Annotated in this window: 10 protein-coding genes; all 10 read right to left on the bottom strand. The window is 61.2% G+C overall.

Going from position 1 to position 14,427, the window contains the following annotated elements; all coding sequences use genetic code 11:
• The 10 genes from ileS to V6Z91_RS02010 all read right to left on the bottom strand — a co-directional run bounded on the left by ileS (position 1) and on the right by V6Z91_RS02010 (position 13,856).
• Complete coding sequence (gene ileS, locus V6Z91_RS02055; RefSeq protein WP_338765981.1) at positions 1 to 2,877, bottom strand: isoleucine--tRNA ligase; 2,877 nt, start codon at positions 2,875 to 2,877, stop codon at positions 1 to 3.
• Between the two features lie 70 nt (positions 2,878 to 2,947).
• Positions 2,948 to 3,919 (bottom strand): bifunctional riboflavin kinase/FAD synthetase, encoded by a 972-nt coding sequence (locus V6Z91_RS02050; RefSeq protein WP_338765978.1) that lies wholly within the window; start codon positions 3,917 to 3,919, stop codon positions 2,948 to 2,950.
• Positions 3,920 to 4,074: 155 nt separating this feature from the next.
• A complete protein-coding gene (locus V6Z91_RS02045) occupies positions 4,075 to 5,304 on the bottom strand; it encodes a tetratricopeptide repeat protein (RefSeq protein ID WP_338765975.1) in 1,230 nt (409 codons plus the stop codon).
• Between the two features lie 176 nt (positions 5,305 to 5,480).
• Positions 5,481 to 5,912, bottom strand: coding sequence for a biopolymer transporter ExbD (locus V6Z91_RS02040; protein WP_338765972.1), 432 nt, complete (start codon positions 5,910 to 5,912; stop codon positions 5,481 to 5,483).
• A 62-nt stretch (positions 5,913 to 5,974) separates the two neighbouring features.
• Complete coding sequence (locus V6Z91_RS02035) at positions 5,975 to 6,403, bottom strand: biopolymer transporter ExbD (RefSeq protein WP_338765969.1); 429 nt, start codon at positions 6,401 to 6,403, stop codon at positions 5,975 to 5,977.
• A gap of 4 nt (positions 6,404 to 6,407) precedes the next feature.
• Positions 6,408 to 7,352 (bottom strand): MotA/TolQ/ExbB proton channel family protein, encoded by a 945-nt coding sequence (locus V6Z91_RS02030; RefSeq protein WP_338765966.1) that lies wholly within the window; start codon positions 7,350 to 7,352, stop codon positions 6,408 to 6,410.
• Between the two features lie 84 nt (positions 7,353 to 7,436).
• Positions 7,437 to 8,096 carry an energy transducer TonB gene (locus V6Z91_RS02025; protein ID WP_338772146.1) on the bottom strand — a complete coding sequence of 220 codons (660 nt, stop codon included), beginning with the start codon at positions 8,094 to 8,096 and terminating at the stop codon, positions 7,437 to 7,439.
• Between the two features lie 865 nt (positions 8,097 to 8,961).
• The gene (locus V6Z91_RS02020; RefSeq protein ID WP_338772145.1) at positions 8,962 to 10,494 is read right to left on the bottom strand and encodes a SpoVR family protein; all 1,533 of its coding nucleotides are present in this window, start codon (positions 10,492 to 10,494) and stop codon (positions 8,962 to 8,964) included.
• A gap of 8 nt (positions 10,495 to 10,502) precedes the next feature.
• Entirely contained in the window at positions 10,503 to 11,771 is a 1,269-nt protein-coding gene (locus V6Z91_RS02015; protein WP_338765963.1) for a YeaH/YhbH family protein, read from the bottom strand.
• Positions 11,772 to 11,933: 162 nt separating this feature from the next.
• Positions 11,934 to 13,856, bottom strand: a complete 1,923-nt coding sequence (locus V6Z91_RS02010; RefSeq protein ID WP_338765960.1) for a PrkA family serine protein kinase — start codon at positions 13,854 to 13,856, stop codon at positions 11,934 to 11,936.
• Between the last annotated feature and the right edge of the window lie 571 nt (positions 13,857 to 14,427).

Here is a 14,427-nt window from a genome sequence, read left to right as displayed (position 1 = left end):
TCAGGCGAAGCGGCGGGCTTCGCCGGTGCCGAACAGGTTGCTGTGGCAGCGCCCGCACAGGGTCGGGTGCTCGGCGTGCGCGCCGACGTCGGCGCGGTAGTGCCAGCAGCGCTCGCACTTCAGCGCCGTGGAAGCCGCGACGTTGACTGCCTCTTCGCCGTCGTTCGCCACTTCGACGGCTTGCGCCAGCGAGGTGATGAAGACGAACTTCAGGTCGTCGTCCAGGCTGGCCAGGGCACGGAACTTCTCGCCGGCCGCCTTGATCTCGAGCTCGGCCTGCAGCGACGAGCCGATGGCGCCGGAAGCGCGCAGGTCTTCCAGCTGCTTCGTCACGTCGGCGCGCACTGCCAGGATCGTCGCGTACTTGGCCAGCAGGCTTTCGGCGTCGGCGATTGCCGGCAACTGCCAGAACGTCTGCGTGTAGATCGTTTCGTCCGACGCCACATACTGCTCGCCTTCCGCGAACACGGCCCACGCTTCTTCCACCGTGAACGGCAGGATCGGCGCCAGCATGCGCAGCAGGCTTTGCGTGATGTGCCACAGCGCGGTCTGTGCCGAGCGGCGCGCCTTGGAATCGACGGCCGTCGTGTACAGGCGGTCCTTCAGGATGTCGAGGTAGAAGCCGCCCAGGTCTTCCGAGCAGTAGTTCTGCAGCTTCGACACCACCGGATGGAATTCATACTGTTCGTAGTGCTTCTCGATCGACTGCTGCAGCACGGCCAGGTTGGCCAGTGCATAGCGGTCCGTTTCCAGCAGCTCTTCGATCGCCACCGCATTGGCCTTCGGATCGAAGTCCGAGGTATTGGCCAGCAGGAAACGCAGCGTGTTGCGCAGGCGGCGATACGATTCCGTCACGCGCTTCAGGATCTCGTCGGAGATCGACAGCTCGCCCGTGTAGTCGGTGGAGGCCACCCACAGGCGCAGGATGTCGGCGCCCAGCGTGTCCGAGATCTTTTGCGGCGCCAGCGTGTTCCCCAGCGACTTCGACATCTTCTTGCCTTCGCCGTCGACGGTGAAGCCGTGCGTCAGCAGCGCCTTGTACGGCGGGCGGCCGTTCAGCATCGAGGAAGTCAGCAGCGACGAGTGGAACCAGCCGCGGTGCTGGTCCGAGCCTTCCAGGTACAGGTCGGCCGGGAAATGCGACTGCTCGGCATGCGAGCCGCGCAGCACCGTCTGGTGCGTCACGCCCGAGTCGAACCACACGTCCAGCGTGTCCTTGTTCTTCACGTAGTGCGCGGCGTCGTCACCCAGCAGTTCGGCCGGGTCGAGCGCGAGCCAGGCGTCGATGCCGCCCTTTTCGATGCGCTGCGCCACCTGTTCCAGCAACTCGGCAGTACGCGGGTGCAGTGCGCCCGTTTCCTTGTGCAGGAAGAAGGCCATTGGCACGCCCCACTGGCGCTGGCGCGACAGGGTCCAGTCCGGCCGGTTGGCGATCATGCCGTGCAGGCGCGCCTTGCCCCAGTCTGGGAAGAAGCGGGTGGCGTCGATGCCTTCCAGTGCGGTTTCGCGCAGCGTGGAGCCGCCATCGATCGGCTGCACGTCCATGCCGGCGAACCACTGCGAAGTGGCCCGGTAGACGATCGGCGTCTTGTGGCGCCAGCAGTGCATGTAGCTGTGGTCGAACATCTTCAGCTCGAACAGGGCGCCCGCCTCGCGCAGCGCGTCGCAGATCGGCCTGGAAGCTTCCCAGATCGTCATGCCGCCGAACAGCGGCAGGGTCGACACGTATTTGCCGTCGCCCATCACGGGCGTCAGGATCTCGTCATCCTTCATGCCATGCTGGCGGCAGGACACGAAGTCTTCCAGGCCGTAGGCAGGCGCGGAGTGCACGATGCCGGTGCCGGAATCGGTCGTCACGTAGTCGGCGAGGTAGACCGGCGAATAGCGGTCGTAGAACGCGTCGCGCGCATGCAGCGGATGCTTGAAGCGGATGTTTTCCAGCTTCGCGCCCGTGGTCGTGGCGATCACCTTGCCTTCGAACTTGTAGCGTTGCAGCGCGGCTTCGACCAGGTCCTGCGCCAGCAGCAGCAGCAGGGGCGCGCCGTCGCGCGACGTTTCGACCAGCGCGTACGTCACTTCCGGATGCACGTTCAGTGCCTGGTTCGACGGGATCGTCCACGGCGTGGTGGTCCAGATCACGACAAAGCCGTTGGTGGTCGGCAGCGCCGGCAGGCCGAAGGCGGCAGCCAGTTTTTCCGGTTCCGCGAACGGGAAGCCCACGTCGATCGCCGGGTCGCGCTTGTCCTGGTATTCCACTTCCGCCTCGGCCAGCGCCGAGCCGCAGTCGAAGCACCAGTTCACCGGCTTCAGGCCGCGGTACACATAGCCCTTTTCCAGCAATTTGCCGAGTGCCCGCAGCTCGTCGGCCTCGTTACCGTGGGCCATCGTCATGTACGGGTTTTCCCACTCGCCCAGCACGCCCAGGCGGATGAAGCCGGCGCGCTGGCGGTCGATCTGCTCCAGCGCATACGCCCGCGCCTTGGTCAGCACCTCGGCCGTCGGCAGGTTCTTGCCGTACTGTTTTTCGATCTGGATCTCGATCGGCATGCCGTGGCAATCCCAGCCCGGCACATAGGGCGCGTCGAAGCCGGCCATCGTGCGCGATTTGACCACGATGTCCTTCAGGATCTTGTTGACGGCGTGGCCCAGGTGGATGTCGCCATTGGCGTAAGGCGGGCCGTCGTGCAGCACGAACTTGGGACGGCCCTTGGCGGCCTTGCGGATGCGCTGGTAGATCTTCTTGTCCTGCCATTGCTTGACCCAGTTCGGTTCGCGCTTGGCCAGGTCGCCGCGCATCGGGAACGGGGTTTCGGTCATGTTGACCGGGTACTTGCTGGCGGGCTTCGCCTCTGCCTTCTTTGCTTTGTTGTCGGACATGGTAATTCTTGGATAGGTAAATCGGTGAGCGGCGCTTTTCACTGCTCCGGATGCTGGATATGGCGCGCGCTCAAATTCGGTCGGTGGCGGTCACGGCGCCGCTGCGTTCGCGGAAGTAGGCGCGGGCTTCCCGTGCGTCCCGCTCGATCGCCTCGGTCAAGGTCGGCAGGTCGATGAATTTTTCCTCGTCGCGGATCTTGTGCAGGAATTCCACCTTGACGCGCTCGCCGTACAGGCTCTGCGCGAAATCGAAGATATGCACCTCGAGCAGCACGCGGCCAGCGTCTTCCACCGTGGGGCGCACACCCAGGCTGGCTACCGCGGGCAGCGGCGCGTCGGTCACGCCGTGCACCTGCACGATGAAGATGCCGGACAGGGCAGGGCGGTGAGGAACGCGCAGGTTCAGTGTGGGATAGCCCAGCGTGCGGCCCAGCTTCTGCCCGTGGATCACATGGCCGGAAATTGCATACGGGTGGCCCAGCAATTGTTCGGCCTGCGCGAAATCACCGGCGGCCAGGGCCGCGCGCACCGCCGAGCTGGAAATGCGTGTGCTGCCGTTCATCACGGTAGGCAGCGTCTCCACCTCGAACCCGTAGCGTTTGCCCGCTTCCTGCAACATCTGCACATTGCCGGCGCGGCGGGCGCCGTAGCAGAAGTCGTCGCCCACCATCAGCCACTTCACGTGCAGGCCATCGACCAGCACGCGCTCGGTGAATTCCTGCGGGGTAAGGGCCGCGAAGCTGTCGGAGAAATGTTCGACGATCACGCGGTCGATGCCGTTGGCGTCCAGCGAGGCCAGCTTGTCGCGCAGGTTGGCGATCCGGGGCGGAGCCTTCGCCGGGTCCTTCATCTTGTTGGCGAAGAATTCGCGCGGATGCGGTTCGAACGTCATCACGGCCGCTTCCAGGCCGAGGCGCGAGGCGGCGGTACGCACGTGCGCCAGCAAGGCCTGATGGCCGCGGTGGACGCCGTCGAAATTGCCGATCGTGAGGGCGCAGGGTGCACGGGACGCTGCGTTGGGAAGTCCGCGAAATACCTTCATGGATATGGAATTCTTTGCCTGAACCACGGATTATACGGCGGTTTTACAAATTCACATGGGAAATGCCGCAGCGCACCAGAGCGCGGCGCCCGTGGCAATAAAAAAGCGCCGCCTGCACGGGGCAGGGCGGCGCTTTGCCGAGTGTGCTGCGCGGCTTACGCGGCAATGTTCGGGTTGTTGATGTACATGGTCCAGTAACGGGCCAGGTCGGCCTCGCCGGCGGTACCTTTCACGTCCTTCAGTGCGGAGACTGCTTGCTGCTTCTTGCCGGCGTTGAACAGGGCGATGCCGTAGTGCAGCTTCATTTCTTCCGGACGGCGCGCGGTGCCGAACTTCATGGCCTGGTCCATCAGGGCGATGCCCTTGTCGGCCTGGCCGGCGGACACGAGCGCATAACCCATGTTGAACAGGCCGTCCGCATCCTTCTCCTTGATGAGATTGGCCTCGTGGGTGGCCTGTGCAGCCTGGTTGTCCGCCAGGGTCTTGTTGGCCAGGTCCTTCAGGCGCTGGTGACGGCCGGCGTCGGCGCCGGTGCCCAGGGCACCCTTCTTGTAGCCGGCGTCGATGATCTTGATCGCTTCCGGCGCGTTACCCGCCTGCAGTGCCAGCTGGCCCATTTCCATGAACTCGGCAGGCTTGCTCAGCTGGCCCAGGGCCAGGCGCAGGCGCAGCACGTCCAGGTTCAGGGTGCGGGAGAAGCCCGTCTTGCCCTGGACGCGGTTCAGCAGGTCGGCCCAGTAGCTCTGCTTCGGGTAGCTGGCGGCCAGCTTCTCGATGGTTTGCACATAGCCGTTCTTGTCGTTCTGCTTCAGCTGGATGTTGGCCAGCATCTGCAGGCTCTGCTCGGTCTGCTTGCCCGACTTCAGCTGCGCGATCGCTTCATTGTTGCGGCCGCTGATGAAGTAGGTCTGCGTCAGCAGCTGCTGCATCTGCGTATTGTTCGGGTTGTCCTTCAGCACTGCCTGGATGGCGGTGATCGCTTTCGGGTAATCCTTGGCGCGGTAGTACATGCCGGCCAGGCCTTCGTTGAACTTCGGACGCTCGGCGGCCGGCAGGCGCGACGACGCGAGCAGGGCTTCGAAGGCCTTGATGGCGGTGGCGTTATCGCCGGCCGTGCTGGCGGCGGCGGCGCGCACGCGCTCGATCTGGTACTTCTCGAATTCAGTCTTGTTGTTGACGGCGTCCGCTTCTTTCAGCTTCGCGAGCGCCTCCTTGGCCTTCTTGCCGCTCAGCAGGCGCTGTGCTTCCTGCAGGGGTTTGCCCACTTCGGCACGTACCGCATCGGCAGCATACGCGGCAGGCACCAGGCCGGCCAGGGGAGCTGCTGCGCTAAAACCGATGGCGGCCATCACCAGGCCGAGATGGGCGAGACGGAACTTGGACATAAGCGAGGTATCTTTCATCAAAAAACAAGAACAGGCAGCATAACCCGCCTATCGTGGAAAATAAAGGGTTGTACTCTTCAGTTTCGCGGGGGCTCCGCACAAACAAAAATCGCGGTACCGAGGTACCGCGATTTTCATGGGGGAGCTTCGACACGTGTCCAGCAGCTTGCAGGCTATTACTGGAACTGCTCGTTGCCGACCAGGCCAATCTTCGTCACGCCCAGACGCTGTGCCGCAGCCATCACGCCGGCAACGGCGTTGTACTCGACCAGCTTGTTGGGACGCAGGTGCACTTCCGGCTGGTCAGCCTGTGCCGCGACGTTCATCAGCTTCTGTTCCAGCGTTGCGCGATCCGGAACGACCTGGCCGTCCCACAGGATCGTGCCGTCGAAGTCAACGTCGATCTGCACGACCACCGGTTCCGCCGTCGATGGCGGTGGGGTGCCCACCGGCATGTTCAAGTTCACCGAGTGGTTGGCCTTGGGGATCGTAATAATCAGCATAATGATCAGCACCAGCATCACGTCGATGAGCGGTGTCATGTTCATTTCCATCATTGGTTCCGGATCCGCTGCTGACGCGCTACCCGAACCGACATTCATACTCATGGGTGTGTTCCCTTTCAAAGACTGCCCGGCCAGTACATTGCTGGACCGGCCGGGCAGGGGCCTTACATCTTGTCAGGCGGTTCGGTGATGAAACCAACCTTCTGGATGCCGGCACGCTGGGTCGTGAAGATCACGCGGCCGATGGACTCGTACTTGGCTTCCTTGTCGCCACGCACGTGCACTTCGGGTTGCGGCACCTTCACGGCCTCGACCTTCAGAAAATCGAACAACTCATTCGTGTCCGCCATTTTCTTTTGATTCCAGTAGATGTCACCATCCTTGTTGACGACGATGTTGACATTCTCCGGCTTCGTTTGGATCGCCTGGTTGATCTCTGCCGGCAGAGTGATCTTCTGCAGTTTGAGAACGACCGGGCTCGTGATCAGGAAGATGATCAGCAGAACCAACATGATGTCCACGAGGGGCGTCGTGTTGATTTCCGACATGACTGTTTCTTCGCCTCCGGTATCGGAGCCTACGGACATCGACATGGTATTAGCCTACTTTTTTGGCAGCGCGTGCGGAGTCAGCGGTCGACATGGCGCCGGAGATCAGCACGGAGTGCACGTCAGCCGAGAACGAACGCACTTCTTCCATTGCGGACTTGTTACGACGCACCAACCAGTTGTAGCCCAGAACGGCCGGAACTGCGACTGCCAGACCGAATGCCGTCATGATCAGTGCTTCACCCACCGGACCTGCAACCTTGTCGATCGACGCGTTACCGGTCATACCGATGTTGGTCAGTGCACCGTAAATACCCCACACGGTACCGAACAGACCGATGAACGGTGCGGTCGAGCCGACGGTTGCCAGGAACGACAGGCCATCCTGCAGGCGGGACTGCACTTTGTCGACAGCGCGCTGGATCGACATCGTCACCCAGGTCGACAGGTCGATCTGCTCCAGCAGGGCGCCGTCGTGGTGGCCGGATGCCTTGGTGCCGGTTTCAGCGATGAAGCGGAACGGCGAGCCTTCAGCCAGCGTGGCGGTACCGGCGGAGATCGACGAAGCTTTCCAGAACTTGGCCTGGGCTTCTTTTGCCTGACGCATGATCTTGGCCTGGTCGATCAGCTTGGTGATCAGGATGTACCAGGTACCGATCGACATGATCGACATGATGATGATCGAGCCGCGTGCCACCCAGCCCGAGTTCCACACAGCCTTCGGGCCGAACGGGTTTTCCACTTCTTCTTTATTGCCGGCACCGCCATGGGCGCCTTCGGCTGCCGCAGGCGCGGCTGCGTCAGCCGCTGCCGGAGCTGCTGCGTCGGCTGCCGGTGCTGCTGCCGCATCCGCTGCCGGAGCTGCCGCAGGTGCGTCAGCGGCGGCCGCGGCAGGAGCGTCGGCCATCGCCGGCGCGCTGACCAGGGCGGATGCTGCGGTCACCGAGAACAGCACAGCGGCCAGTACAGCGGACAAACGGGTATTCTTAAACATGCTTCCTCCAAATTTATAAAAGATCAGTTCGCTGAACGTAACGACAACGAAAATTACTAGGTGAGACGGTGGGGTCGTCTCGGGTTATTCCAGCGTCCAGACGTATTGCATTTGCATCCACGCTTGTTCCGGTTTGCCGTCAACCATGGTCGGCTTGAACTTGCACTTGCCGATACCTACCACAGCAGCCTTATCAAGATCCCTAAAGCCACTGGATTTCACGATCTTGGAGTCGGCGACGCGGCCGTCGACTCCAATCAGGAACGATAAGGTTACCGTGCCCGTTTCTTCGTTACGCAGCGACGACTTCGGCCATTCCGGTTTCGCGCAGGTGCTGAAGTCAGCCACTGCAGGAACACGTACGGACTGGGCCGGAGGCGCTGGCGGTGCCGGAGGTGCCGGCGGCGCAGGCGGTGCCAGTTCCCGCGTCGGCGGAGCCTGGTTCGTCGCGTTCGCGATCACGTTCTGCTGCGGCGGCGGCTGCTGCACGTTCACTTCGACGGGCGGAATGAACGGCGGAGGCGGTGCTTGCATTTCCGGAGGCGGCGGCGGTGGTGGCAGCTCCTTCGGTGGAGGTGGGGCGACCTCTTCGATGATCTTGGTCTCCACCGGTTCCATCATCTTGGTGAACACCTTCTTGCCCAAGCCAGTCACGATCCCGTAAGCAGCCAAAAGGTGCAAGGCCACCACTACCACGACCCCGGTATAGTTCTTTTTGACCTTCCCGTTATCACTAAAATTCATGCCTGCTTTCTCCAATACCTACTCTACTTGAACCCCAAAATAGCGACACAAAGCTACAGCCGCATCCGGGACGTCGGCGAATTATACATACGATTTCTTCATTGTACATAGAATTTTGGGCTCAAAAAAATGGTTAATTTTCATGCCCTTAGGTGCATCCTTGCACCAATCTGGCGCCCGTCTGAGGGCACCGCTGACCAATGCTGTGCAAGCCATATAAACGGTGCCATGAAGTTTTCCGAATGCGAAAAAAACAAAATTTTCTGCAGGCGATCCCCCCTTCTGGCTGTGTAAAATTTGGTATGAGAAATTGCTATTTCTTAATAATGGGAGCGTTATCTCGGACACTTCAGTATATGCAAATCCGGCGCCCGTGGAGCATGCGCATGCAAAAAAAACAAGCTTGAAACTTCACTACAGAAAAAGCAGCTCAACCGTTCGGAAATGTAGGGCCGGTCCAGCCGGTCGCGAAATGCGGTCAGACCAGTGGTTGCGCTACCATATTTTAGCTGGTTCGCCGCCGAAATCTAGGGGGGACCCCGCGAAAAGCTGGAAAATCCTGCAATCCAACCCGTGCCGCCGAATTTTCGCTCAGCCATATTGAGCGGATGAGCGGTCGCGTTAGGCGAGGCGACACCCACCCTCTTGTCCCTGACGCCGGCTTGCCCATTGCTGCGTGGATGTGAGCCCGGCATGAGCACCGGTAAAAAGTGTAATCATGTCCCGGCGTGCCGGCACCGGGTTTTCGATCAGCTTGATGAGAGATCCAGGGCTGGCCTGGCGAAGGCGGGATTGCGGGCAGAATGGCACCGCGGGGGGCAGGGAAACTTCCGGCAGCCGCTGCCGGCTGCCGGATGGGGGGAACTCAGATCAGGCGACCGCGCTTTTCGCGCTTGCACTCCAGCGTGCTGATCAACTTGCCTTCCGGCGAGACCGTGTCCAGGTGGACGTCGAAGCCCCACAGCCGCGCGACGTGCTTGAGCACCTCGTGTGCCTGCTGGTTCAAGGGGCGGCGGTTGAACTGGGTGTGCCGCAGCGTGAGCGCGCGGTCGTCCCGCGTGTTGACGGACCAGACCTGGATGTTCGGTTCGCGGTTGCCAAGGTTGTACTGGTCGGCCAGTTGCTGGCGCACGTAGCGGTAACCCATCTCGTCGTGGATCGCCGAGACGGACAGCTTCTCGTTGCGGTCGTCGTCCAGTACCGCGAAGAAGTGGAAATCCCGGATCAGCCGCGGCGACAGGAACTGCGCGATGAAGCTTTCATCCTTGAAGTTGCGCATGGCGAAGTCGAGCGTCTTGCGCCAGTCGCTGCCGGCAATGTCCGGGAACCATTCGCGGTCCTCGGCCGTCGGGTTCTCGCAGATGCGGCGGATGTCCGTCATCATCGCGAAGCCGAGCGCATACGGGTTGATGCCGTTGTAGTACGGGCTGTGCACCGGCGGCTGGTAGACCACGTTCGTATGGCTCTTCAGGAATTCCATCATGAAGCCGTCGCCGATCACGCCTTCGTCGTACAGCTGGTTCAGGATCGTGTAGTGCCAGAAGGTGGCCCAGCCCTCATTCATCACCTGGGTTTGCCGCTGCGGGTAGAAGTACTGCGAGATCTTGCGCACGATGCGCACCAGTTCGCGCTGCCAGGGTTCCAGCAGCGGCGCGTACTTCTCGATGAAGTACAGCAGGTTCTCCTCGGGCTCGGGCGGGAAGCGGGAGGGGGCCTGCGCCACTGCTTCCTCTTCCGGCTTTTTCGGCACCGTGCGCCACAGCTCGTTGATCTGCGATTGCAGGTAGGCTTCGCGCTCCTTCTGGCGCTGCTGCTCCTTGGCGAGCGACAGTTTGGCCGGCCGCTTGTAGCGGTCCACGCCGTAATTCTGGATCGCGTGGCAGGAATCGAGCAGCAGCTCGACGGCATCGATGCCGTGCCGCTGTTCGCATTCGGCGATGTAGTTCTTGGCGAACACCATGTAATCGATGATCGCCTCGGCATCCGTCCAGGTGCGGAACAGGTAATTGCCCTTGAAGAAGGAGTTGTGGCCGTAGGCGGCGTGGGCGATCACCAGCGCCTGCATCGTCAGGCTGTTTTCCTCCATCAGGTAGGCGATGCAGGGATTGCTGTTGATGACGATCTCGTAGGCCAGGCCCATCTGGCCGCGCTTGTAGCCCTTTTCGGTGGACAGGAAGTGCTTGCCGAACGACCAGTGGCTGTACGAGACGGGCATGCCGACGGACGTGTAGGCGTCCATCATCTGCTCGGCCGTGATGATTTCCAGCTGGTTCGGGTAGGTGTCGAGGCCGAAATTCTCGGCCACGCGCTTGATTTCCTCGTGCGCCTGTTCGATCAGCTCGAACGTCCATTCCGACTGCTCCGGCAGCGCACGAGGATGCGGCGGGCGTTTCATCATCTGGTTCATTATTTGGGCTGCTTCTTGAACAGTTCGCGGAATACCGGATAAATATCAGCCGGCGTGACAATCTTCTGCATGGCGAAGTGCTGGTGGTGGTCCGGCACCTGCGCATATTGTTCCCACAGGTTCTGCGGCGGGCCGTCGGTGATTTCCACGTAGGTGTAGTACTGCACCTTCGGCATGATCGTGTTGGTAAGCAGCTGGCGGCACAGCACCGAGTCGTTGTCCCAGTTGTCGCCGTCCGACGCCTGGGCGACATAGCTGTTCCACTGGCCCGCGCCGTAGCGCTCGTCGATGATCTTGTTCAGCAGGTTCAGCGCGGAGGACACCACGGTGCCGCCCGACTCGCGCGAATGGAAGAACTCGTGTTCGTCCACCTCGGCCGCCGCGGTGTGGTGGCGGATGAAGACCACTTCGATCTTGTCATAGACCCGTTTCAGGAACAGGTACAGCAGGATGAAGAAGCGCTTCGCCGTATCCTTGCGCTGCTCGTCCATCGAGCCCGACACGTCCATGATGCAGAACATCACGGCCTGCGTCATCGGCTTCGGCACCTTGATGCGGTTGCTGTAGCGCAGGTCGAACGGATCGATGAACGGGATCGCCAGCAGGCGCGTGTGCAGGTGGTGGATTTTCTTCTTGAGCTCGACGACGCGGAAGTCGTCCAGCGGGACATCTGCCAGCAGCAGCGCTTCGAGCTCCTGCTCGGCCTCCGCGAGCTGCCGGCGCGAAGGGCCGCCCACGGCGATGCGCCGCCCCAGCGCGCCGCGCAGCGAACGCAGCACGTGGATATTGCTGGGCGTGCCGGACACGGTGTAGCCGGCACGCTGGCTCTTGAAATCGGTGGTTGCCGTGAGCTGCGTCTTGACGAGGTTCGGCAGTTCGAGGTCTTCAAAGAAATAATTCATGAATTCCTCGCGCGACAGTTCGAAGATGAAGTCATCCTCGGTGGTCTGGTCGCTGTTGCCCGCCTTGCCGCGGCCGGAACCGCCGCCGCCCTTGGGCCGGGCGATCTGGTCGCCCTTCTGGTATTCCTGGTTGCCGGGATTGACGACTTCCCAGACGCCGCCATGGGCGTGCCCGAAGGTGGGCTCGTTCACGTCCTTGACGGGAATCGAGACCTTCTCGCCATTTTCGATGTCGGTGATCGAACGGCCCTTGATGGCGCGCCCGACCGCGTCCTTGATCTGGGCCTTGTAGCGCCGCAGGAACCGCTCGCGGTTGACCGCGGACTTGTTCTTGCCTTGCAAACGACGGTCGATGAGGTAAGCCAAAGATTCCTCCTTAGTGGGGCCTTGCCCGACCTGCCGCGCGCTTCAACGCAAACTGCTGCCGCGCGCGACGGTCATGCAAGGCCCCGATACGTCTGTAGGCCGGGAGCGTGGCTCAACCGGATAGCTGATGAAACCCTTCGGCCTATTATGGCACTTTGAGCCTTACGACGATTTCCGTACGCGCAGATACCACTCGCACAGCAGCCGCACCTGCTTGGCGGTGTATCCTTTTTCCACCATCCGGGCCACGAAATCGGCGTGCTTGTTCGCATCCTCGGCGCTGGCCTTGGCGTTGAACGAGATCACCGGCAACAGTTCTTCCGTATTCGAGAACATCTTCTTCTCGATCACGCTGCGGAATTTCTCGTACGACGTCCAGGCCGGGTTCTTGCCACCGTTGTTGGCGCGGGCGCGCAGGCCGAAGTTGACGATCTCGTTGCGGAAATCCTTCGGATTGCTGATGCCGGCCGGCTTCTCGATCTTCTCGAGCTCTGCATTGAGCGATTCGCGGTCGAAGCTCTCGCCCGTATCCGGATCGCGGTATTCCTGGTCCTGGATCCAGAAGTCGGCGAACGTCACGTAACGGTCGAAGATGTTCTGGCCATATTCGGAGTAACTCTCCAGGTAGGCCGTCTGGATTTCCTTGCCGATGAAGTCCACGTAGCGCTGCGCGAGGTGCTCCTTGATATAGGAGAAGTATTTTTGTTCCGTCTCCGGCGGGAACTGCTCGCGCTCGACCTGCTGCTCGAGCACGTACAGCAGGTGCACCGGGTTGGCCGCCACTTCGGTCGAGTCGAAGTTGAACACCTTCGACAGGATCTTGAACGCGAAGCGCGTCGACAGGCCGTTCATGCCTTCGTCCACGCCGGCATAGTCGACGTATTCGTGGATCGACTTCGCCTTCGGATCGGTATCCTTCAGGTTCTCGCCATCGTAGACGAGCATCTTGGAGAAGATCGACGAGTTTTCCGGCTCCTTCAGGCGCGACAGGATGGCGAACTGCGACATCATGCGCAGCGTGCCCGGCGCGCACGGCGCTTCGGCCAGCGACGAGTTGCGCAGCAGTTTCTCGTAGATCTTGATCTCGTCCGACACGCGCAGGCAATACGGCACTTTCACGATGTAGATACGGTCGAGGAATGCCTCGTTGTTGCGGTTGTTGCGGAAGCTCTTCCACTCCGATTCGTTCGAGTGCGCCAGCACCACGCCGTCGAAGGGGATGGCGCCGAAGCCTTCGGTGCCCTTGTAGTTGCCTTCCTGGGTGGCCGTCAGCAGCGGGTGCAGCACCTTGATCGGCGCCTTGAACATCTCCACGAATTCCATCAGGCCCTGGTTCGCCAGGCACAGGCCGCCGGAGTAGCTGTAGGCGTCCGGATCGTCCTGCGCGTAATCCTCGAGCTTGCGGATATCGACCTTGCCGACCAGCGAGGAAATGTCCTGGTTGTTCTCGTCGCCCGGCTCGGTCTTCGAGATCGCGATCTGCTTCAGGATCGACGGGTAGCGCTTGACCACGCGGAACTGGTTGATGTCGCCGTTGAATTCATGCAGCCGCTTCACTGCCCACGGGCTCGGAATGCTGCGCAGGTAGCGGCGCGGGATGCCGTAATCCTCTTCCAGGATCACGCCGTCCTCGGCCTCGTTGAACAGGCCGAGCGGCGATTCGTTCACCGGCGAACCCTTCAGGCAGTAGAACGGCACCTGTTCCATCAGGGATTTGAGTTTTTCGGCGATCGACGACTTGCCGCCGCCAACCGGGCCCAGCAAATACAGGATCTGCTTGCGTTCCTCCAGGCCCTGGGCGGCGTGGCGGAAGTAGGACACCACCTGTTCGATCACTTCCTCCATGCCGTAGAACTCGCGGAAGGCGGGATAGATCTTGATGACCTTGTTGGCGAAGATACGGGACAGCCGGGTATCGTTGCGCGTGTCGACCAGCGTCGGCTCACCGATCGCAGCCAGCATCCGCTCCGCCGCCGTCGCGTAGGTCAGGTGATCCTTCTTGCAAAGCTGCAGATATTCGGAAAGGGACATTTCCTCTTCCCGGGTGCGCTCGTACCGTGCTGCGTAAGTGTCAAAGATGGTCATGTGCATGTCCTCTGATGTAAGCCTGCTAGTTACGGGGGGCCGTCGATCCTGCGTCGCCATCGCGAAGCCGCCATGTGGCGAGGCGGGGCGGTTCGTCAGGCTCCCTTACCGTGGTCGGCAGTCGTCGTGCAAGGCTGTCGGCCTGATCCTTTTGATCGTGTGTGTGCTGCTCCTTGATTGTCCGGTACCTTCGGCTTCTGACTTTGGCGTGCGTTGCGCGCGCCGTGAGCCGAGTTTTCTTATTTGCCGCGCTGTGGAAGGGTGCCGGCCTGCGTGTGTGTGCGCCGAAACGCATCTTACGCTTGTGAAATTGATTATTGCGCTATTGGTGCAGGAAGTCAAAAGGTTATCCAGCATCGTCAATTTCTTCTCCAAGACCCTGATCCGCAAGGACAAACGTGCGCACGGTTGATGCCTCTCACGGCATTGTTGCCATTACCTTCACGCTTGACGTCACAGTAGCATGGTTGTTAAAGCCGTGCTGAACGCCATGCAAACCGTGCGGAAGGAGAGGGCATGAAAAAACATTTGATCTTGCGCTAAGATGCCGCCTATCAGCGAACAAAGGAAC

Source organism: Massilia sp. METH4, from assembly GCF_037094685.1.
In the GTDB taxonomy this organism is placed as follows: domain Bacteria; phylum Pseudomonadota; class Gammaproteobacteria; order Burkholderiales; family Burkholderiaceae_D; genus Rugamonas.
This window is presented reverse-complemented; position numbering and strand designations above follow the sequence as displayed.